The organism is Mucilaginibacter phenanthrenivorans (assembly GCF_024721155.1).
Classification (GTDB): domain Bacteria; phylum Bacteroidota; class Bacteroidia; order Sphingobacteriales; family Sphingobacteriaceae; genus Mucilaginibacter; species Mucilaginibacter phenanthrenivorans.
This window is the reverse complement of the sequence record NZ_JAHVAP010000003.1, coordinates 315099-336326: the sequence shown is the minus strand read 5'-3', so window position 1 is coordinate 336326 and position 21228 is coordinate 315099. Positions and strand designations below refer to the sequence as shown.

Sequence of the window (21228 nt, the reverse complement as noted above, 5' to 3'; positions counted from 1 at the left end):
CTGTGAAAAAACGATAAAACATCTACCTGTGAAAAATAATTGTTTTTGAATTCTCAGACGCCCAAGCTGAGGTTTTTTGTTCTTTGTTTTGGGTTTAATCAATAGTTTAAATTAATTAGGGGAAAGGGAGCTTCAACAGAGCTCTCTTTTTTTTGTTTATATTTTTTACTATGCATGCATAATATTATTTTTGAGGCCAGAACCAGATAGCCCATGTATTTTGAACTAACCGAAGAACAATTAATGATCCGCCAGGCAGCGCGGGATTTCGCTCAAACTGAACTTAAGCCCGGCGTGATAGAACGTGATGAACACCAGAAATTCCCAACCGAGCAGGTAAAAATGCTTGGTGAGCTTGGCTTTTTAGGCATGATGGTATCACCCGACTATGGCGGCAGCGGCATGGACGCTATCTCATACGTGCTGGCTATGGAGGAACTATCAAAAATTGATGCCTCGGCATCCGTGGTGGTTTCTGTAAATAACTCGCTGGTATGTTACGGGCTCGAAAAATACGGAAGTGAAGCTCAAAAGCAAAAATACCTGGTGCCATTGGCAAAAGGTGAAAAGTTAGGCGCATTTTGTTTATCTGAGCCGGAAGCAGGTTCGGACGCCACCTCGCAACGAACAACCGCCGTTGATATGGGCGATTATTACCTGCTTAATGGCGTTAAAAACTGGATCACCAATGGCAACTCTGCATCCACCTACCTGGTTATGGCGCAAACCCACCCCGAAAAACGGCACAATGGCATTAACGCCTTAATAGTTGAACGCGATATGGACGGCTTTAAGGTAGGCACAAAGGAAAATAAGCTGGGCATCCGTGGCTCTGACACGCACTCACTGATGTTTACCGATGTTAAGGTGCCAAAGGAAAACAGAATTGGCGAGGACGGCTTCGGGTTTAAATTTGCCATGAACACACTGGAGGGTGGTCGCATAGGGATTGCTGCCCAGGCGCTGGGCATCGCATCAGGAGCCTATGAACTGGCGCTTAACTACTCAAAGGAACGCAAGGCTTTTGGAAAAACCATCGCCGACTTACAGGCTACACAATTTAAACTGGCTGACATGGCCACCGAAATTGAAGCCGCGCGCTTATTATGCCTTAAAGCAGCGTGGTTAAAGGACCAGGGATTGCCTTACGCTCAAGCAAGCTCAATGGCAAAGCTTTATGCAAGTGAAGTTGCCATGCGCACAACCGTTGAGGCCGTGCAAATTCACGGTGGCTACGGTTTTGTAAAGGAATACCATGTAGAGCGGTTAATGCGCGATGCCAAAATTACCCAGATCTATGAGGGTACTTCCGAAATTCAGCGGATTGTAATATCAAGAGAAGTGCTGAAATAATTTGATAAAAATTTTATAGGTTTGGGTATGTTAAAAAAATCACGACTCATCCTATCAATTTTATTGAGTTTAACTATAATTGGTTCAGCATCTGCCCAAACCAAACTAAAAACAGGTATTTGGCGCGGCACCTTAAAAACGTCATCGGGTCATGAGCTGCCTTTTAACTTTGAGGTGAGCGATGTTGCGGGCAAGCAGCAAATAGCCATCATAAACGGCACTGAACACTATAAGGTGCCGGATGTAAAAACTTATGGCGATTCTGTTTTTATCAAGATGCCTTTGTTTGATTCCGAATTCAGACTAAAACTTGAGGGGGATAACTTAACAGGTAACTGGATCAGGCACCTGGGCGATCACGACTCTGCCCTCCCGTTCGCTGCTGTTCCAAATATTTCATGGCGATTTTTGAAAGATCCGGAAAAACCGGCTTATGATATCACAGGTCGCTGGGCAGCCATTTTTGGCGATGGTACGCCCGGTCGTGATGAACTGGTTGGCGAATTTAAACAGGATGGCAATAAGCTTACAGGGACATTTTTAAGTACCACCGGCGATTACCGCTACCTGGAAGGAACTGTTTCAGGCGATCAGCTTTACCTTTCCTGCTTTGACGGTTGCCACGCTTTCTTATTTACCGCTAAAATCAACAGCGGGAAGATCATCAGCAATGGCGAGATGTATTCGGGCTATTCGGGCTTCGACAAGTGGAACGCTGTAAACGATCCTAACGCCAAATTACCAGACGCTTATTCCTTAACCGTATTAAAACCGGGATATAAGAAGATCGAATTCAGCTTTCCCGATATCAACGGACACAAGGTATCGTTGAGCGACGCCCGCTTTAAAAATAAGGTAGTTATTGTACAGATCCTCGGCTCGTGGTGCCCTAATTGTATGGACGAAACCAACTTTTTTATCAACAGCGGTTATTACAAAAAATACCATGCGAAGGGAGTTGAGGTTATCGGCCTGGCTTACGAACGCACAACCGATTTCAAGAAATCACAGAAAACCGTTGCGCAGCTAAAGGATCATTTTAACGTGCCTTACCCGCTGCTGATCACCGGCTTTACCCCGTCAAAAGGCGACCCGATGAAAAGCCTCCCTGCATTGGCTGATTTCAAAGGCTTCCCTACCACCATCATCATCGACAAAAAAGGGAATGTACGCAAGATCCACACCGGCTTTAACGGCCCGGGAACAGGTGACCATTACACCGAGTTTGCAGTTGAATTTGATAAGCTGACGGAGGATTTGCTGGCGGAAAAATAGGGGAATTTCGGAATTTTTCATAGGACGATTATTTTCAAAGGCATTCAAGAGGGCTACGCCGTTCGGATGTTCGATTTTTCTCTATTGAATTTTTTTTGAGTGGCGCTCAAGAGGGCTATGTCGTTTCGGATTTGAGGAATGTGCCTTGTCTTGAAGCCTGTTGTATAAATATTGGCAAAAAGCCATTACCTTTAAGGCGTTATTGACGTTCGTGCAAATCACGGGCTCATTAACTCAAAACTCAGCATTGAACACATCCATCTACATAGCCAAACGGTATTTATTCTCACGTAAGAAGATGCATGCCATCAATATTATTTCGGGCATCTCTATGGTCGGGGTATTAATTGGCAGTGCGGCGCTCATTATTATTTTGTCGGTGTTTAATGGCTTCGAGGAGGTTATCCTATCGCTATACAGCAACTTTACGCCCGAACTAAAAATTGAACCGCGCCTCGGTAAAACGTTCAATCCAAATACCGTTTATTTCAATTCGCTTAAGAAAGACCCAAAGGTGTTTTCGTTCGCCAGCGTATTGCAGGAGAAGGTGCTGATAAAATATGGAGGCAAACCCTTCATCGGCACAATAAAGGGCGTTAGCGACGACTTTATGAAGAAGGGCGACCTCGACAGCATCATTCAAACGGGATCGTTCACATTGAAGCATGAGGGGCACGATTTTGCAGTGATAGGCTCGCAGGTGCAGGCAAGCTTGAGTATAAGCGTGCGCGACCAGCTTACACCCATAGAGATTTATTCGCCAAACCGTAATGCAGGCAACAGCACAACTGAGCTCGACGAATTCAACGTGCGCTCCATTAACCCATCAGGGGTGTTTGCATTGGGGCAGGAGTTTGACGACCTGATGATCACCTCGCTTGATTTTGCCCGCGATCTGCTCAATCAGCCGGTAAATGTGTCGTCGCTTGAGCTCAGGTTTAAAAAGGGGACCAACATCCAGGCCATGCAGGTAGCCATCCAAAATAAAATAGGTGGCGATTTTACGGTAAAAAACCGCAGTCAGCAAAATGCCGAATTGTATAAAACATTGAACTACGAACGCTGGTTTATTTTCATGATGCTGGTATTTGTACTTATTATTGCAATATTTAATATAATAGGTTCGTTAACCATGCTGGTTATGGATAAACGAAAGGATATTGCTATATTAACCAGCCTTGGCGCAAACAAGCAGCTTATACAGGGAATCTTCTTTTTTGAGGGGATGATGATATCAATAATTGGTTGCATTGCCGGTGTTTTTTTAGGGTTGGTATTTTGTATATTGCAGCAGCATTATGGCTTTGTAAAAATGGGCAGCGCCAATTCGCTGATTGATGCCTACCCTATTGCACTGCTGGCCAGGGATTTTGTGCTGGTGTTTTTAACAGTGGGCGCTATTGCGGTAATTGCATCGGGCATTAGTGCGCGTTTGAGCATCAAGGGGCTGAGTGATATTAAACAGGATTTGTAATTTTATTGAATGTATTTGAGGGCTGTAAAATATTTAATATTGGTTTGGATTGTTGTTGCCGCATGTTCATGCAATGGCGGTGGCGACAAGGAGCATCCTGTTGTTTTTAAGGGGGTGTACAGCTTTGGCCCCGAAGTAAAATCGTTTAAGGATTGCGACAGCGGCCGTGAGTTTTGGGTTACCGACAGCTCCAAACAACTGGAACTACAATACTCGCAGTTAAACTTTGAAAAACCTTATGAGCCCGTTTATGTTGAAGTAGAGGGGGTAAAGATCCACTCCAACAAAGAGGGCCTTGGCTCGGAATACGATAGCACCCTTGTGGTGAAGAAGTTAATTAAAATAACAAAGGAGATCCCGCAGGATTTGTGCAAATAGAGATTAGAAACTGGTGATTAGAGATTAGTTGGACGCGGGATAATAATATAATAATTTACAAGGATAGTTGTTGGCTTTTAGCTTTCTGCTTTTACCTTTCAGGCTTAGATAACATGGAATCAAAACGTCAGCAAAAATTTGCGGGAGTAATACAGGAGGACCTTGCAGCAATATTTCAGCGCGAGGGAATCAATTACCTGCCGAATACACTTATTACCATAACCAAAGTACGTGTTACGCCCGATTTGGCCATTGCCCGGATCTTTTTAAGCTTCTTTAACAATACGAACACGCAACTGGCCCTGCAAACCATTAAATTGCACGCCTCCGAGATCAGGTATAAGCTGGGTGCACGCATAAAGGACCAGGTAAGGATAATCCCTCAGTTGGAATTTTTTGTGGATGATACCAGCGAATACGTTGAGCGGATGGACAAGATCTTTGATAAGATCAGCAAGGAAGACAGGCAACCGGAAACCGAATAACACACTATGGATGCCGCTGCCCGGTTAGCTGCTTATTTTACTGCCAATCCCGGAAACGTAGGTAAGGTGGTGGATTATAATGCTGATGCAGATTGCCTTTATCATTTCGACCTTACTGCCTCGAATACGGAGCTTGATGCCGATACCTTTTCAGATACGGCAAGATTCAGCAACTGGATCAACAAAAAACTTAGCGATAATAATTGCAGGTACGGCATAGGTGGTTACATGGAACACCGCACCATATACGCCCGCAGTGCCCACTTTGATACCGAAGACGAACCGCGCCGCTTACACTTAGGCGTTGATATCTGGGCAAAAGCAGGCACCCCTGTTTATTCGCCTTTGGATGCTACCGTCCACAGCTTTCATGATAATGATAACTTTGGCGATTATGGTCCAACTATCATTCTCCAACATCAGCTGGATGACTTGACACTTTATAGCCTGTATGGCCATCTAAGTCGTGCAAGTTTGGATGGATTATACGTCGGCAAGTCCATCAGCAAAAATGAAAAAATGGGCAGCTTTGGCGATATGGAAGTTAACGGTCACTGGCCCCCTCACCTGCACTTTCAACTGATGTTTGATATGCAGGGAAAGCAGGGCGATTTCCCCGGCGTATGCAGGTTCTCCGAAAAGGAAATCTATCAAAAAAACACTCCTGATCCGCAATTGATATTGAAGTTTGCGGATGCGATGAATGGGTAACAAGTTACAATACTTCCTTTGTTACAGGCGACACAGCTGGTTAGTTCAGAAAAGGGTTGGTCACTTTCTCATACCCTATAGTAGTATCCGGCCCATGCCCTGGATAGACAATGCAATCATCCGGCAGTAAAAGTAGTTTTTGTTCGATATTGTCTATCAGCTGGGTAAAGTTTCCACCGGGCAGGTCGCTGCGGCCTATGCTGCCCCTGAACAGTACATCTCCGCCTATCAGCATGTTAGATTCCTTATCGTAAAAACATAAATGTGCGGGCGAATGGCCGGGCGCAAATATTAAATGCAGTGTGGTATTGCCAAACGTTACGGTGCCTGTTTCGGGCAGGTATTCGTCAGGCAAGGGCGACAGCTCATACCTGATCCCCATTGCGGGTGCATAGCCAGGGATGGCGTCCAGCACGGGCAGCTCACCCTCATGGAAACGCGGCTTTAATCCGTACTGATCGAAAATAAATTTATTGCCCAGCACGTGGTCGATATGGCAATGGGTGTTTAGCAGCAAAACAGGTTTTAAATTATTCTTGCGGATGAAATTCACCACCACATTTTGTTCGGATGCAGTTTCCATGCCGGGATCGATGATGGCGCACTCGCCCGTTTCATCGTAGACTATGTATGTATTTTCCTGGTACGGATTGTTTACAAAAAATTGAACCTTGGCCATGGAGCAAAGGTAAGGATTGTAGTCCGAAAGTCGGGAAAGCCAGTAAAGTGTGGAAGAAACTTTTTGCTGAGAAAAAAACCTATTCCGGTTAACAAATTAACTTAATCAACCCAATCTAACTTAATCAACTCAATCAACATCTTCCGGACTCCCGGACTCCCCTCATATCTCCATCACCTCCTTTTTCTTCTTGCTCTTCATTCGTTTAGGCAAAAACTCAAGGATCTCGTTCCTCAGGGCCTCAATCATCCGGCGCTTCAAAAAATTACGCTGTATCACGATGCTTACCTCCCGTGCAGGCTCCGGCGATTTAAAATACCGCACCTTATCCAGTTGTTTGTCGGTAAGGTCTGACAGGGCAAGTTCGGGCAAAATAGTGGCACCGTTGTTTTGATCAACCATGCGCTTCAGCGTTTCAACACTGCCTGTATTGTATTCAAAATGTTTAAAGCCCTGGGTGGCCTTGCGGCGCTGGCAAATGTTTAAAACCTGTTCGCGCATGCAGTGGCCCTCGTTCAGGATCCATATCTCCTCCATATCAATATCATCGGGCACAATGGTTTTCTTTTTAGAGAGCTTGCTGTTTTTGGATACGTAAGCCACAAAGTTCTCGTAAAACACGGGCAGCTCTGTAAGGTTACTCTCGTGCAGCGGGGTTGAAAGGATACCGCAGTCGATCATCCCTAACTTTAGCTGGTCAATGATCTGCTCGGTGGTTTGTTCCCAAACTATGAGTTTCACCTGGGGATATTTCTCAATAAAGCCATGTAGTATTTTTGGCAGGATATAAGGTGCAATGGTTGGTATGATGCCCACTTTTAGTTCCCCTGATAACTCCTTTTGCCTGTCGGTAATGATCTCTTTTATCTTTTCGCTTTCTGAAAGCAGGATGCGCGCCTGTGTGATGATCTCTATGCCAATCTCGGTAGGTGTAACCGGCTGCTTACTGCGGTCAAAGATCTTTACGCCGAGGGTATCTTCCAGCTTTTGCACCTGCATACTAAGAGTTGGCTGGGTAACAAAACATTTATCTGCCGCCGCTACAAAACTACGGTAGGTGTCAACAGCAACGATATATTCTAATTGGGTAATGGTCATACTTATATGTTTTAGAGGGAACCAGGAAGTCAAGAATCAAGAGCCAGGAAAAATAATGAATATCAAGTGTTTTCTATCTTGATTCTCGCTTTCTTGTATCTTGACTCTAAATCAATATAGTTTTTCTCTATTCAAATATAGTAATTATTGATTTTTTCTATTGAATTATTATCGTGAAGTTTGAATATTATAAAACTACGCTGATATGGAAACCAATAAAAAAAAGCTAACCACCGCATCGGGCATCCCGTATGCCGAGAACGAAAACTCCATGACCGTTGGGCCACGTGGCCCTATATTATTACAGGATTTTATCCTGCATGAAAAGATGGCGCACTTTAACCGTGAGCGTATTCCTGAACGTGTAGTACACGCTAAGGGGTCGGGTGCTTACGGCACTTTTACCGTTACTCACGATATTTCAAAATACACCCGTGCCAAATTATTTAATACCATTGGCAAGGAAACAAAAACCTTTCTGCGCTTTTCAACCGTAGGAGGCGAAAAGGGTTCTGCCGATACAGAACGCGACCCAAGGGGCTTTGCTCTGAAGTTTTATACCGAAGAGGGCAACTGGGACCTGGTAGGCAATAATACCCCTGTATTTTTTGTGAAGGACCCTAAAAAGTTCAGCGATTTTATCCATACCCAAAAGCGCGATCCATATACCAATTGCAAAAGCCCAACCATGATGTGGGATTTCTGGTCGTTAAACCCGGAGAGCCTGCACCAGGTAACCATCCTGATGAGCGATCGTGGTACTCCTTACGGCTATCGCCACATGGACGGCTTCGGCAGCCATACCTTTAGTATGATCAATGCAAACAATGAAAGGCATTGGGTAAAGTTCCATTTTAAAACCGAGCAGGGAATTAAGAACTTTACAGATAGTGAAGCCGGCGAAATGCGTGGTAAGAACCCTGACTTTGCTCAGCACGATCTGTTAACTCATATTGATAGCGGCAATTTCCCAAAATGGAAATTAAAGATCCAGGTAATGACCGAGGAACAGGCCAAAACCTATAAATGGAATCCGTTCGACTTGACCAAGGTATGGCCGCACGGCGATTTCCCTTTGATTGATGTAGGTGTTCTGGAACTCAACAAAAACCCGGATAACTATTTCGCACACGTAGAGCAATCAGCCTTTGCGCCTGCACATGTTGTTGATGGAATAGGCTATTCGCCCGATAAGATGTTACAGGGCCGCTTGTTATCGTATCCTGATGCACACCGTCACCGTTTAGGCGGTAATTACGAGCAGATCCCTGTAAACAGGTGTCCGTTCGCTGTAAATAACTACGAACGTGATGGCCAGATGCGCGTTGACGGCAACCAGGGTTCGGCTCCCAACTATTTCCCCAACAGCTTTGATGATATTGTTGCTGATCCGGCCTACAAGGAACCATCATGGGATTTAGGAACAGGCGTAGCCGATTGGTACGACCGCAATGCAGAGGGTGAAAATGATCACTACACGCAGCCTGGTGACCTGTACCGCCTGATGACCGATGAGGCTAAACACGACCTGGTCACAAACATCGTAAACTCCATGAGCGGCATTGACGGCCCTAAAAAGGACCTGATAGTAAACAGGCAGCTATGCCACTGGTTCCGCGCCGATATTGGCCTGGGAATGGCAATAGCCAAGGGTTTGCAACTTGATATGGATGCAGCCATGGGATCAATGGCAGCGCATATGTGAGGTAGTCTGAAGTCGAGAGTCTTCAGTCAATAGTCTTAAAAAGTAAAGCCGGATAAATTTGCTAACTATCCGGCTTTTTGTATACTTTATTTTTTGACTCAAGACTTAGAACTCAAGACTTAGAACTCCTACACTACTCCACCGTTACCGATTTCGCCAGGTTTCTTGGCTGATCAACGTTACAGCCACGTAATACGGCAATGTGGTAAGCCAGCAACTGTAAGGGTATTGTTGCCAGTAAGGGAACAAACGCTTCGTCTGTTTGAGGGATCTCAATTACGAAATCAGCCATGCTCTTCACTTCGGTGTCGCCCTCGGTAACGATGGCTATTACATGGCCCTTACGCGCCTTTACCTCCTGTATATTACTGATCACTTTTCCGTATGATGAATCCTTGGTTGCAATAAATACCACGGGCATATCATCGTCAATCAGGGCTATAGGGCCGTGCTTCATTTCAGCAGCAGGGTAGCCTTCGGCATGGATGTACGAGATCTCCTTTAACTTCAGTGCACCCTCAAGGGCCACCGGGAACGAGCTCCCTCTGCCTAAAAACAGGCAGTTGGTAGAGTCCTTAAACTTCTCGGCTATTTCCTTAATGTGGTCATTTGACTTCAAGGCCTGCTCAACCAGTTCCGGGATCTCATTCAGCTGGGTTAAAAGCTGGACCATTTTACTTTCGGTGATCTTACCACGCTGCTGGGCTATGTAAAATGCCATCAGCGTTAAAACGGTTACCTGTGCGGTAAAAGCTTTGGTTGATGCCACTCCAATTTCAGGCCCGGCGTGAGTATAAACCCCTGCATCGGTAGTGCGCGGAATAGATGCGCCGACAACATTACAAACACCAAATATGGTAGCCCCCTTCTCCTTTGCAAGCTCAATGGCTGCCATGGTATCGGCTGTTTCGCCCGATTGTGAAATAGCTATAACCAGGTCCTTTTCAGTAATAATCGGGTTACGGTACCTGAATTCAGAGGCGTACTCGACCTCAACGGGTACACGAGCATATTCCTCTATTAAATACTCACCGACCAAACCTGCATGCCAGGAGGTGCCACATGCCACTATAATTATGCGGTCGATGTTTTTCAATTTTTCGGTATATTCCTTTATTCCGCCTAACTGAACTTTGCCTTTTTGGGGATAGATCCTTCCGCGCATACAATCGCGAATGGAGCGTGGCTGTTCATAGATCTCCTTCAGCATAAAGTGGTCGAAGCCGCCCTTTTCAAGCGCCTCCAGCTTTAGGTCGAGCTCCTGGATATATGGGGTTTGTACAGTGTTATCGATATTCTTTATCAGCAAATCTTCCCGGCTGATATAAGCAACTTCATTATCATTCAGGTAGATCACATTTTTGGTATACTCTACAATGGGCGTAGCATCCGATGCAATAAAGTATTCGCCTTTACCAACACCAATCACCATGGGGCTTCCCTTACGGGCGGCAATCAGCAGATCAGGCTCGTCTGCACTCATGATTACAATAGCATAGGCGCCTATCACTTTGTTTAAGGCAACTCTAACCGCCTCACGCAGGTCAAGACCTGTCTCGTTTTGAATGTCCTCAACCAGGTGAATTAAAACTTCAGTATCGGTATCGCTTTTGAAAACGTGGCCTTTGTTAATAAGCGTTTCCTTGATAATACCATAATTTTCAATTATCCCGTTGTGGATAATAGTAAGCTTACGGTTGCCGGATGCATGTGGATGCGAGTTCCTGTCGCTTGGGGCGCCGTGGGTTGCCCAACGGGTATGGCCCATACCAATGGTGCCACCGGTATCAACACCCTTTACGAAATCTTCCAGGTCGCTAACCTTTCCGGCTTTTTTATAAACTTTCAGTTCTTTATCAAATAACGAAACACCGGCGCTGTCGTAACCGCGGTATTCCAGCCTGTGAAGGCCTTTTATAACAATGGGATAGGCATCTCTGAAACCTATATATCCAACAATTCCACACATAAATAGCTACTATTGTTAATGTTTAACAGGGGCAAAACTAACAACATAAACGATTAAAGGGTAGGGATGTTGGCGCAGGGCCAATAATAAATTTTTTTAAAAAGTAAGCAGACTTCGCGAACTATGGCGTAAAGGCTATCAAAAAAAGATTTCTAACGCCGCATAACGATTTGCGGCTATCCCTTAAACAAAAAGCCCGAAGAATGCAGTTGATACATTTTTCGGGCTTTCAAGCGAGTTATGTTAAAGACTATTGTCCTTTTTTAATTTTAGTGTAGATAACATTCAGCTTTATTTTATAGGCCGATGAGTTATCTGTGCCCACAGCAGATGTACGCGCCGCAACGGCAGGCGTAGCTGTAATTTGCACTGCCGTATTGCTTGTTGTATCGATAGGGGCTATATAAGTGCCGTAATCAACTGTCTTTTTAAGCAATAGGTCCTGCATATAAGCAGTCAGGATGAAGTGATAGCTTTTAGTCACGGTGCTAAAAAATCCACCGAAAACGGATGCGCCGCCTGAACGTGGATCGCTGGTTGAACCATCCTGGATGTTTGTTCGCTGATGCGCTATGTCCAGCTGATACATAGTGATCCGCGGTATTGTGCGATACTGGCCGGTTGATCCAACGGTGGGTGTTATTACCAGTTCTGCACGGTTAAGTACGAGATCGCTGTCTTTCTTCAATAAATTATTCCGCAGGTTGACCAACAGGTTAGGGAAGCTTATTTTGGCCCGCAAGCTGGCAAGCCCTTGCAAATAAAATGTGCTGGAAGTATTTGCTGTACTATTCAACGCAGCATTTATCGTTGTTGAATAAGTATGTGTGATGTTTGCTGCTAACCCGGTTATCGGGAGTTTAACCTGTGTGGTATCAATAGTGGTACCGTTATTTATTTTGCAATAAATAGCAACGGTGTCGCCTTTTGTAAACATAAAGGCGCCTCCGGGGCCGGTAGTTTGATTCTTATCAAGCGTTATATAAAGCCCTTTAACCAATGTTTGGAAAACCGTATTGGAAGAAAGTGTAGCGTTACTGGCGTTAAAAAAGTTCGAAATAATAAAGCTTTTATCTATTGGGATCCTTAGCTGCGCGGGCACCTTCCTAAGGGTATCAGGTGCACCGGTTAAAATGTTATAGATCTTAATAGAATCATGCGTACGGGCCTTAAATGTTAAAGAACCAAGTAAACTTGATGAATTATATTGCCACTTCTTGGTATTATAATAACTTTTGGTTTCGTCGTATTTTTCTGTTAGCTGATAAACATTCAGCTTATAATTAGATGCCACTGAATCTCCGTAAAAACCATCAGCAAAGGGCATTACTAACCTTACCGAATCGATGCTTATCGTTCCTGACGGCAGGGAATATGATGCTGCCCCCGGAAGGCTTAAACTGGCAGCCAGGCTTGATTCTGCCACCCCAAAAACCGGATCGGTAAAGAAAGCCAGCGGGTTTTTTGTAGCCTGTGTGGTTACAACAGAATCCTCCAAAACTGTCTTTACAAGTATTGTTGATGTATCAATCAGTTTACCAGTAAGTTGGGACGAAGAATCGACACCCAAACCTACAGTATCCTGGTTTTTACAACTATTCAAAATAAAAAGACTTATCAACAACGTTAATAAGTCTAAGCGGAAAAATTTCATATATGATCTCAAAGCTTATACAACTTGTGCCAATTCCTCATTGGCAATTTCGTCGTAAAAATTGTAATAATTTTCGAAATCTGCGGTGGATTCGAATTCTAAAACCGATTTATGGCTGTTTTTAACATTATTTAACACATCTTCATCGATTTGTTCATCAGCTAAAACTATTCCATCGCTGTATTGAATAGCGCCTGCATATAAGGCCGAGTTAGTGCCCGGTTTGTATACTTCGGTATGCTTTTCGCTCATATCGCCCATAACAGCCTTTTGAGCAAAATCGGCATCCATAGCCTCGGTAAAGTCGTTTTTATAAATTGAATAAACAACCTTCGAATTTTTGAACGTCGGATCGTCCTTGTAGGTTGTCTTTAAGTAAGCAGGTACTAAAGCACTCATCCAGCCGTGGCAATGGATAACGTCAGGAGCCCAGCCTAATTTTTTAACAGTCTCTAAAGCGCCCTTGCAGAAAAAGATCATGCGCTCATCGTTGTCAGCATAAAACTTGCCGTCCTTATCGTTAAAAACGTGCTTACGCTGAAAGTACTCTTCATTATCCAGAAAATAAACCTGCATTCGTGCAGCAGGGATAGACGCAACTTTAATGATCAACGGATTGTCATTATCATTAATGATAATGTTCATTCCGGATAAACGGATCACCTCGTGTAACCTGTTCCTACGCTCATTGATATTTCCAAAACGCGGCATAAGGATACGAATTTCGTAACCCTTTTCCTGCATAGCCTGCGGAAGCTGGCGTGTGATTTCAGAAATTTTTGAGAGTTCAAGGAAAGGAGACATTTCGTGAGTTATAAACAAAAGCTTAGATTTACCCATCACTATATCAGTATTTAATTTATATAAAGAAGTCCAAAAAATTGAGTTTGCAAATATAAGCATTATTATATGAACTGGCAACCACTTATGCAAGTAACTTTTGGTAAATAATAATCATTTACACAACTTTGCCCCAATTATGTAATTTCATTTGTATTGAAAACATTTACTTCTAAGAAAACATTACAGGAATACCTGCACCAATTAAAAGCCTCAAACAAAACCATCGGATTTGTAGCTACTATGGGCGCGCTGCACCAGGGCCATATCTCGCTTATTGAGCTTGCGAAGCAACAAAACGACATAGTTGTATGCAGCGTTTTTGTTAATCCCACCCAGTTTAACGACCCAAAAGACCTAGAAAAATATCCCCGCACAATTGAGGCCGATACCAAAATGCTGGAGCAGGCAGGCTGTGATATTTTGTTCAATCCCGAAGTAAATGAGATGTATGATGGTAATGAACAATGGCATTTAAATCTTGGCGAAACCGAGCATTTGCTGGAAGGAGAATTCCGCCCGGGGCATTACCAGGGAGTTACGCAAGTAGTAAATAAGCTGTTTAATATTGTTAATCCCGACAAGGCTTACTTCGGCCAAAAGGATTACCAGCAATTTTTGATCATCAGTAAAATGGTTGATATGTTAAATATGCCGGTAAATCTTGTGATGTGTCCTATCCTGCGTGAGGCAGACGGGCTGGCCATGAGTTCGAGAAATATCCACTTAACACCGGAAGACAGGCAGCATGCGCTTGTCCTGTCAAAAGCACTTAACTGGCTCAAAGATAATTTTGACAAACACAACATCCCCGAATTAAAACAAGAGGCTGAGAAAATGATCAATTCCGAACCCGGCGTGGAGCTTGATTACCTTGCCATTGCTGATGGCGATACGCTGCACCCTGCAACGGAAAATACCAAAAGTATAGTGGCCCTGGTAGCCGCCAAAGTAGGGAAGACGCGGTTGATAGATAATGTTATTTTGGTTCATGGTTGATAGTTCATGGTTCATGGCCGGAGCATTAAACTCAAGGAGCTTCATATTCACAAAGTGCAGCTACTATGATCTATGAACCATCAACTATGAACTAAAAACTTCCAGCTTCCTCCCCATCACTTCACTAATTTTCCGGTACGATTCAAATGTCCAGCCTGCAACGTGCGGTGTAAGAATAACCTTGCCTGATTGTTTAAGCTCCTCAAACCATTCCTGCTCAGCCAGTGCCGGAAACTTCTCTACCTCCAGCACATCCAGCCCCGCGCCTAAAATCTTGCCTTGTTTTATTGCATTAAGCACCGCCCTAACCTGTGCAGTTTTACCACGTGAGGTATTGATAAAGAATATCGGCTTCCTGAAATGGAACAAAAATTCTTCGCTGATCAGGTATTGCGTTTCGCGGGTTAGCGGGACGTGCAGGCTCAGCACATCGCTGTGCTTCACAATTTCCTCCATGCTTACCTCGCGGGCGTATCGGTCGCTGAAACCGGTTTTATATTTATCGAAAGCAATAACATCAACCCCAAAGCCCGACAGCTTTTTGGCAAAACTGCTGCCCATGTGCCCGTACCCGATAATACCTACCGTGCGGCCTTTTAGCTCATAGCCACGGTTAGCTTCGCGCAACCAGCTCCCGGTGCGGATCTCCGCATCTGCCCTGTTAAAATTATTCATTAAAGATAGCAGCAAGCCCACCGCGTGTTCGCCAACGGCATCCATATTGCCTTCGGGGGCGTTTATCAGTGTTATATTTTTTTCGGCGGCATATGGCTCATCTATGTTATCCATACCGGCACCTGCCCGGCAAATAAAGCGCAGGTTTTTAGCAGCATCCAGGTATTGCCTGTTCAATAAGAATTTAGAGCGGATAACCAGGCCTGCATAATCGCCTATTATTTGTAGCGCTTCGGCAGCGGTTATTTTGGGTTGATAGTCGCAATGATACCCTTTGGCTTCGGCCATTTCCATAAAGACCGGGTGGATATCATCGACAATAAGAATATTATTTTTCAAAGACTTAACGTTTATATCAAACCGTAAAATTATAAAATGGCGTGGTTAATTAACATTCATGCAACGGTTTATTAATAAAAGATGACATTTTGTGCATTAAATAAAACTGGCACGCTTATAGTCTGTTATTTACTACACGGATTAAAAACCGGAAAGAATAAAAATGAAACTTAAAAAATTTGGAGCTAGCATGAAAATGCAGGCAAGCAGGCTTTCGCATCAGGGCTTTAGGCAGATCTTTGATCGGATAAACCAGCTCAATATAAAAAACGGGGTTGACAAACTAGGGATCGATAAGTTTATTGAGCAATGCGCCTACATGGCGGCAGGCTCAGGTGTAGTATCCGGCACCGGCGGCGTATTAACAATGGTAATTGGCGTACCTGTAGATTTTATCAACCTGATCACCCAACAATTCAGGGTAACCATGGCCATTATGTATTACAAAAGGGGCCATTACCAAATAGGGTTTGAGGAATTTATGTCGATGATAGCAACTTCATTAAAAGTTGAAGCGGGCGTAACACTAACCAAAAGCATGATGGAAGGTATAGCCGAAAAGCTATTGATGATATTAGGTACCCGTACTGCCGAAAGATTGGTGCCAGTAGTAGGTGCGGTTATTGGCGGTACTGCAAATTACTTATTCATCAAACGCATGGCTGAATCAGTAAAGAAGATGCAGCTGGTTGAACCGGTTGTTATAATTGTAGATTAGTTGATGGTTCATAGTTGATGGTTCATAGCCGAAAAAAGTGCATGTAAACCTTTTATAGCTATGAACTATGAACCATCAACTATGAGCTGCAATCTATTCATCCCTCAACGATTTTATCGGGTTGGCTCTTGCTGCCCTAATTGTGAGGTAGCTGATGGTCGCCATCGAAATAAATAGTAAGGCTATAACGGGCAAAACAAACTGCCACCATGTTAATGTTGCTTTAAACGCGTAGCTGTTTCGCCACTCTTGTATGAAAATATAGGCTATCGGCAAAGCCAGCAAGCCTGATAACAATACCAATTTCACAGCGTCAAGGGTTAGTACAGAAGCGATATTGCTAACCGATGCTCCCAATACCTTGCGCACACCGATCTCTTTGATCCTGCGCGACGTAGAATAGGCGGTAAGCCCAAATAAACCCATACAGGCAATCAATATTGCCAGCGAGGAAAATCCCAGGAAAAACCTGCCGAACTGAACGTCCTGCAGGTATTGGCGATTGTAAAAATCATCAAGGAAAAACCAGTCCAATGACGATTCTGGGAAATAATTATTCCAGTTATTTTTTATGGCTGACACAACTTGACTGGTGTTGTTGCCTTTAAACTTAATTGAATAATAATTAGTTGGGATCCAGCTAAGCGCCGGGTCCATAAATAATATAACTGCGGTATACTTTTGCTGTAGCGATTGCTGGTGATAGTTTTTTACAACGCCGATAACCAGGTTAGGTCGCTTTTCATTGGTTTCAATCCACACCTGCTGGCCTACGGCCGCCTCGTTTGATGCAAAGCCAAATTGCTTGACTGCGGCTTCATTTAATATAACCCCGGTTGAATCTGTAGGTCGGCTCTTATCGAATGCCCTCCCGGCTACTACCCTCAGATCATAGTTTTTTATAAAATCGTGATCAACCTTTAACATTTCATAGGTAAGCTCATCATTTTTCGATGCACCAAACCGGCGGTTCGCTAAAAACTCACCAACCGCTTTGCCCGGCACCGCTCCGGATACAGTAACCCCGGCTATGCCTGGGCTGTTCAGCATTACCTGTTTGAAGCTCTGGATCTTTTGTGCATAATTTGGCGTGTTAACCGGAGCTTTTATTACGATAGTTTGGTTGATTGCCGTGCCGGGCTGTTGTCCCGTCATGAAAATGATTTGCCGGTATACCGCAAATGTTCCGGCTATTAATACCATAGAAGCAACAAACTGGAAGCCAACCATACCTTTTCGAAGAATAACTCCACTTTTCGAAAAGCTGTATTTACCTTTTAATACGCTTACAGGCTTTAATTTCGAGAGTAGCAATGCTGGGTATACGCCCGAAATAAGGATACTCCCGATAAATACTATTGCTATTTTTAAATAGAGCTGGCTGTTGAATAATAAGCCGAATGAGAAATTGCCATTTATAAGCTGTGGTAATAATTTATCGATGACAAGCACCAGCAGTCCTGCCATCAGCAACGAAATACAGAGGACAACAAACGACTCGAACAAAAACTGCAGCAGCAACTGCATGGAATTTGCGCCATTTACCTTGCGAATGCCAACCTCCCGTGAACGATCAATTGCTTTCGCTGTTGACAGGTTGATATAATTTACACAGGCAATCAGCAAAATAACATAGGCAATTATGCCCAGGAACTTTACCGCAACCCGATTACCCTTCGCTTCAATTTCATATTGTTTTGGTGGGTTAAGATGGATGTCGGTTAGTGGCACCAGCGTAATAGCCCATTTCAGATTCTTCATTGAAGGGCCCGTTTTAAAGCGTTCCGCTAAGGCAGGAAATTTCGCTTCTACGGCATGGATATTAGAACCCGGACGCAATTTCAGGAATGTATAGCTTTCATGGATGTACCAAAAATCCTGAAAAAATAACGGCGTTGATGCCCACGAGATCAGGAAGTTAAAACGCATGGTTGAGTTTGGAGGAACATCTTTAAACACACCGGTAACCATACAATGTAAACTGCCGTTCAGTGTATTTACTTCCATAAATTTGCCCATCGGGTTAGCGTTTCTGAAGTATTTGGTTGCTGCCGACTGTGAAATAACAATGGTATTAACATCCTTCAATACCGTTTTTGGATCGCCCTGCAAAAGCGGGTACCCGAAGAAGGTGAAAAAGTTGGTATCGGCAAAACAAACATGCTCCTCGCGGTATTTGATATCGTTATACCTTACCACCCGTTCCGAATTATTCCAGTTGATGCGTACTATCGAGGCTATTTCAGGGAAATTCGCCTTCATTGCAGTAGCATAACCATTGGTGCTTGTTGGCCAGTCGTCGGTTATTTGTCTGTCTTTATAAAAGCTGCTTTCAACCCGGTAAATACCGTCGGCGTTCTTAAACATCCGGTCGTAGCTTTTCTCAAAATTTACATATGCGCTGATTAGAATATAAGCAGCAATACCAAGGGTTAATCCGCCAATGTTTACAAACGAGTAAAGCTTATTTTTAACTAAGGTTCGGCGGGTTGTGAGCAGGATGTTTTTAAACATTATTCAGCGCTTAGGGTGTGAATAACGAATTTAAGAATTTTAGAGGAAAAATCCAGCTATTACCTGTTATTGGTGATCATATTAGTCAATTTCACAAAATCATCAACACTTAAGCGTTCGGCACGTAGATCAAGCATGGGCTCATTGGTCATTTTTTCCTTATTTATTAGGGATGATACTGCATTGCGTAAAGTTTTTCGGCGTTGGTTAAAGCCAGCCTTTACTACCTGCCAGAACAATTTCTCGTCGCAACCCAGGGTCTCAGTCTTATTGCGGGTTAACCTTATAACTGCTGATAGTACCTTAGGCGGCGGGTTAAATACGCCAGCCTTCACGGTAAATAAGTATTCCACTTTATAGTAAGCCTGAAGGAACACGCTCAGTATCCCATACTCCTTGCTGCCTGGTTTTGAATTACAACGTTCAGCAACCTCCTTTTGAAACATACCTACCACTTCAACAACCTGTTGCCGGTTGTCAAGCACCTTAAAAAGAATCTGGGATGAGATATTATAAGGAAAGTTACCGATTATCCCCATCGGCCCGTTAAAATACGCTGCGAAATCCATCTCCAGGAAATCGGCGTTAATAAGGCGTTTACCTAATGCCGGGTATTTTTTTTGAAGATATTCGTACGATTCGGTATCGATGTCAATTAGGGAAACCTCCAGATCTGGCTTCTGTAATAAAAAATCTGAAAGGATGCCCATACCTGGCCCGACCTCAAGAACCTGGTGATAACCAATATCGGGGCGCAGACTGTCAACTATTTTTGCAGCAATATTTTTATCAGTAAGAAAATGCTGACCTAAATGCTTTTTTGCTCTTACCAACGTCATTATTAATCAAATATTGAGCAAATTAAGGCATATTTGTTCTTTAATGAGTTAAAATCTTTTTATTTGCATGGTTAAAGCAGAAAGCGCAAAGCAAAAAGCCGAGAGCCGAACCAATAAAACTGGTAAAATATCCACCCAAAAAATCGGTGTAATCACCTTTTAATCGGGGTAATCATATATGACATGAGCGAGAAAATTAAAATAGGAATCAGCATAGGCGACGTTAACGGAATAGGTTTGGAAATAATTATTAAAACATTGGCCGATAGCCGAATTTATGATTATTGCATTCCTGTAGTTTACGGCCATACCAAGCTGGCTTCTTTTTACCGCCGTACCACAACGGTTGAAGATCTTAATTTTTTTGTGATCAATCAGCCATCTGAAGGAAAGAAGGAAGGGCGGAAACCGAACATGATCAATTGCTGGGATGAGGATGTAAAGGTTGAACCAGGTGTAGCCAATAGCGAAGTGGGCAAATATGCCTTTATGTCGTTAGAACGCGCAACTGCCGACCTGATCAACGGGCAAATTGATGCACTGGTTACAGCGCCCATTAATAAGGACACCATACAAAGCGAACAATTTAATTTCCCGGGTCATACGGAATATCTACAGGAGCGCGATGGCGCAGCAGAATCGTTGATGTTTTTGGTAAGCGATACTTTGCGTGTTGGTGTAGTTACAGGGCATATCCCGCTGTCTAAAGTTTCTGAAAGTATTACTACTGAAAAGATAGTAGCAAAGCTAAAACTAATGGATGCCAGCCTGCGTAACGACTTCTGGATCCGCAAGCCTAAAATTGCAGTATTGGGCCTCAACCCTCATGCAAGTGATAATGGGCTTATCGGCAATGAGGAGCAAACCGTAATTATTCCTGCAATTGAGGAGGCCCGCAACAATAATATTCTTGCTTTCGGCCCTTATGCTGCCGACGGCTTTTTTGCAAATGGCACCTATTTACAGTTTGACGCCGTGCTGGCTATGTATCACGACCAGGGCCTCATTCCATTTAAACAAATAGCTTTTGAATCGGGCGTAAACTTTACCGCCGGTTTAAACTTCGTACGCACCTCGCCCGACCATGGTACCGCCTATGATATCGCCGGAAAAAACCAGGCATCCGAGATCTCGTTCCGCGAGGCCTTGTTTACGGCCATGCATATTGTAAAGCACCGCCGCGAAACATTGGAGCTTCACGAAAACCCGCTTACCATCACCAAATTGAGCCGCGACAGGGATTAGGGAAATTTAACGCCCTTTCAATCAACAATGGGGATAAACCTCACTCGAAATTTACGAATTAAAAGAGCCCGTAGAACATGATTTTTATGGGCCTTTTACTGTAGCTAATTTGTTACAGACAGCATTTACTATCATTCAGCTAACAGATTGCAATTCAGGGCCCTGTGTAACAGAAAAATACGGATAAACTACTAAAACCATAGGATTTATATCTTTTATATACTTTTTAAAATAATTTAAAAAGGCTTGTGATTTTGGTTTGCTTTTTTTCTAAGTTT

General features: G+C 43.7%; 18 protein-coding genes. 10 read left to right on the top strand and 8 right to left on the bottom strand.

Going from position 1 to position 21228, the window contains the following annotated elements; genetic code table 11:
* The first annotated feature begins 213 nt into the window (after window positions 1-213).
* From KXD93_RS08025 to KXD93_RS08000, 6 genes are all read left to right on the top strand, one after another.
* Window positions 214-1353, top strand: coding sequence for an acyl-CoA dehydrogenase (locus KXD93_RS08025; RefSeq protein ID WP_258136471.1), 1140 nt, complete (start codon window positions 214-216; stop codon window positions 1351-1353).
* Between the two features lie 63 nt (window positions 1354-1416).
* Window positions 1417-2628 carry a peroxiredoxin family protein gene (locus KXD93_RS08020; protein ID WP_258136470.1) on the top strand — a complete coding sequence of 404 codons (1212 nt, stop codon included), beginning with the start codon at window positions 1417-1419 and terminating at the stop codon, window positions 2626-2628.
* A gap of 160 nt (window positions 2629-2788) precedes the next feature.
* Window positions 2789-4102, top strand: a complete 1314-nt coding sequence (locus tag KXD93_RS08015; protein ID WP_258136468.1) for an FtsX-like permease family protein — start codon at window positions 2789-2791, stop codon at window positions 4100-4102.
* A 9-nt stretch (window positions 4103-4111) separates the two neighbouring features.
* Window positions 4112-4480 carry a hypothetical protein gene (locus tag KXD93_RS08010; protein ID WP_258136467.1) on the top strand — a complete coding sequence of 123 codons (369 nt, stop codon included), beginning with the start codon at window positions 4112-4114 and terminating at the stop codon, window positions 4478-4480.
* A 113-nt stretch (window positions 4481-4593) separates the two neighbouring features.
* Entirely contained in the window at window positions 4594-4965 is a 372-nt protein-coding gene (rbfA, locus tag KXD93_RS08005; protein ID WP_258136466.1) for a 30S ribosome-binding factor RbfA, read from the top strand.
* Between the two features lie 6 nt (window positions 4966-4971).
* Complete coding sequence (locus KXD93_RS08000; protein WP_258136465.1) at window positions 4972-5676, top strand: peptidoglycan DD-metalloendopeptidase family protein; 705 nt, start codon at window positions 4972-4974, stop codon at window positions 5674-5676.
* A 40-nt stretch (window positions 5677-5716) separates the two neighbouring features.
* Here KXD93_RS08000 and KXD93_RS07995 read toward each other — a convergent pair whose 3' ends face one another.
* Both KXD93_RS07995 and KXD93_RS07990 read right to left on the bottom strand, forming a co-directional pair.
* Window positions 5717-6355: an MBL fold metallo-hydrolase gene (locus KXD93_RS07995; protein WP_258136464.1), complete on the bottom strand. Its 639-nt coding sequence runs from the start codon at window positions 6353-6355 to the stop codon at window positions 5717-5719.
* A gap of 162 nt (window positions 6356-6517) precedes the next feature.
* Window positions 6518-7453 carry a hydrogen peroxide-inducible genes activator gene (locus tag KXD93_RS07990; RefSeq protein WP_258136463.1) on the bottom strand — a complete coding sequence of 312 codons (936 nt, stop codon included), beginning with the start codon at window positions 7451-7453 and terminating at the stop codon, window positions 6518-6520.
* Window positions 7454-7658: 205 nt separating this feature from the next.
* Here KXD93_RS07990 and KXD93_RS07985 point away from each other — a divergent pair, with 205 nt between their 5' ends.
* Complete coding sequence (locus tag KXD93_RS07985) at window positions 7659-9158, top strand: catalase (protein ID WP_258136462.1); 1500 nt, start codon at window positions 7659-7661, stop codon at window positions 9156-9158.
* Between the two features lie 133 nt (window positions 9159-9291).
* Here the strand turns inward: KXD93_RS07985 and glmS are convergent, their stop codons facing one another.
* From glmS to KXD93_RS07970, 3 genes are all read right to left on the bottom strand, one after another.
* Window positions 9292-11127: a glutamine--fructose-6-phosphate transaminase (isomerizing) gene (gene glmS, locus KXD93_RS07980; RefSeq protein ID WP_258136461.1), complete on the bottom strand. Its 1836-nt coding sequence runs from the start codon at window positions 11125-11127 to the stop codon at window positions 9292-9294.
* Between the two features lie 250 nt (window positions 11128-11377).
* Window positions 11378-12781: a DUF4270 family protein gene (locus tag KXD93_RS07975; protein ID WP_258136460.1), complete on the bottom strand. Its 1404-nt coding sequence runs from the start codon at window positions 12779-12781 to the stop codon at window positions 11378-11380.
* A 15-nt stretch (window positions 12782-12796) separates the two neighbouring features.
* The gene (locus KXD93_RS07970; RefSeq protein ID WP_258136459.1) at window positions 12797-13621 is read right to left on the bottom strand and encodes a glycogen/starch synthase; all 825 of its coding nucleotides are present in this window, start codon (window positions 13619-13621) and stop codon (window positions 12797-12799) included.
* A 156-nt stretch (window positions 13622-13777) separates the two neighbouring features.
* On the opposite strand from KXD93_RS07970, the gene panC reads away from it, so the two are divergent.
* Window positions 13778-14620 (top strand): pantoate--beta-alanine ligase, encoded by an 843-nt coding sequence (gene panC, locus KXD93_RS07965; RefSeq protein ID WP_258136457.1) that lies wholly within the window; start codon window positions 13778-13780, stop codon window positions 14618-14620.
* An 84-nt stretch (window positions 14621-14704) separates the two neighbouring features.
* On the opposite strand, the gene KXD93_RS07960 is transcribed toward panC, so the two are convergent.
* Window positions 14705-15634: a 2-hydroxyacid dehydrogenase gene (locus tag KXD93_RS07960; RefSeq protein WP_258136456.1), complete on the bottom strand. Its 930-nt coding sequence runs from the start codon at window positions 15632-15634 to the stop codon at window positions 14705-14707.
* A gap of 163 nt (window positions 15635-15797) precedes the next feature.
* Here KXD93_RS07960 and KXD93_RS07955 point away from each other — a divergent pair, with 163 nt between their 5' ends.
* Window positions 15798-16352: a hypothetical protein gene (locus KXD93_RS07955; protein WP_258136455.1), complete on the top strand. Its 555-nt coding sequence runs from the start codon at window positions 15798-15800 to the stop codon at window positions 16350-16352.
* Between the two features lie 93 nt (window positions 16353-16445).
* Here KXD93_RS07955 and KXD93_RS07950 read toward each other — a convergent pair whose 3' ends face one another.
* Both KXD93_RS07950 and rsmA read right to left on the bottom strand, forming a co-directional pair.
* A complete protein-coding gene (locus KXD93_RS07950) occupies window positions 16446-18866 on the bottom strand; it encodes an ABC transporter permease (protein ID WP_258136454.1) in 2421 nt (806 codons plus the stop codon).
* A gap of 59 nt (window positions 18867-18925) precedes the next feature.
* Window positions 18926-19705: a 16S rRNA (adenine(1518)-N(6)/adenine(1519)-N(6))-dimethyltransferase RsmA gene (gene rsmA, locus KXD93_RS07945; protein ID WP_258136453.1), complete on the bottom strand. Its 780-nt coding sequence runs from the start codon at window positions 19703-19705 to the stop codon at window positions 18926-18928.
* A 183-nt stretch (window positions 19706-19888) separates the two neighbouring features.
* Between rsmA and pdxA the strand changes: the two genes are divergently transcribed.
* A complete protein-coding gene (gene pdxA, locus KXD93_RS07940) occupies window positions 19889-20950 on the top strand; it encodes a 4-hydroxythreonine-4-phosphate dehydrogenase PdxA (protein ID WP_258136452.1) in 1062 nt (353 codons plus the stop codon).
* Window positions 20951-21228 lie beyond the last annotated feature (278 nt).

What these genes read in the sequence shown, in the direction of transcription:
- KXD93_RS08025 (WP_258136471.1), top strand. Translation starts at nt 214, where the DNA reads ATGTATTTTGAACTAACCGAAGAACAATTAATGATCCGCCAGGCAGCG.
- KXD93_RS08010 (WP_258136467.1), top strand. Translation starts at nt 4,112, where the DNA reads ATGTATTTGAGGGCTGTAAAATATTTAATATTGGTTTGGATTGTTGTT.
- rbfA (WP_258136466.1), top strand. Translation starts at nt 4,594, where the DNA reads ATGGAATCAAAACGTCAGCAAAAATTTGCGGGAGTAATACAGGAGGAC.
- KXD93_RS08000 (WP_258136465.1), top strand. Translation starts at nt 4,972, where the DNA reads ATGGATGCCGCTGCCCGGTTAGCTGCTTATTTTACTGCCAATCCCGGA.
- KXD93_RS07995 (WP_258136464.1), bottom strand. Translation starts at nt 6,355, where the DNA reads ATGGCCAAGGTTCAATTTTTTGTAAACAATCCGTACCAGGAAAATACA.
- KXD93_RS07990 (WP_258136463.1), bottom strand. Translation starts at nt 7,453, where the DNA reads ATGACCATTACCCAATTAGAATATATCGTTGCTGTTGACACCTACCGT.
- KXD93_RS07985 (WP_258136462.1), top strand. Translation starts at nt 7,659, where the DNA reads ATGGAAACCAATAAAAAAAAGCTAACCACCGCATCGGGCATCCCGTAT.
- glmS (WP_258136461.1), bottom strand. Translation starts at nt 11,127, where the DNA reads ATGTGTGGAATTGTTGGATATATAGGTTTCAGAGATGCCTATCCCATT.
- KXD93_RS07975 (WP_258136460.1), bottom strand. Translation starts at nt 12,781, where the DNA reads ATGAAATTTTTCCGCTTAGACTTATTAACGTTGTTGATAAGTCTTTTT.
- KXD93_RS07970 (WP_258136459.1), bottom strand. Translation starts at nt 13,621, where the DNA reads ATGGGTAAATCTAAGCTTTTGTTTATAACTCACGAAATGTCTCCTTTC.
- KXD93_RS07955 (WP_258136455.1), top strand. Translation starts at nt 15,798, where the DNA reads ATGAAACTTAAAAAATTTGGAGCTAGCATGAAAATGCAGGCAAGCAGG.
- KXD93_RS07950 (WP_258136454.1), bottom strand. Translation starts at nt 18,866, where the DNA reads ATGTTTAAAAACATCCTGCTCACAACCCGCCGAACCTTAGTTAAAAAT.
- rsmA (WP_258136453.1), bottom strand. Translation starts at nt 19,705, where the DNA reads ATGACGTTGGTAAGAGCAAAAAAGCATTTAGGTCAGCATTTTCTTACT.
- pdxA (WP_258136452.1), top strand. Translation starts at nt 19,889, where the DNA reads ATGAGCGAGAAAATTAAAATAGGAATCAGCATAGGCGACGTTAACGGA.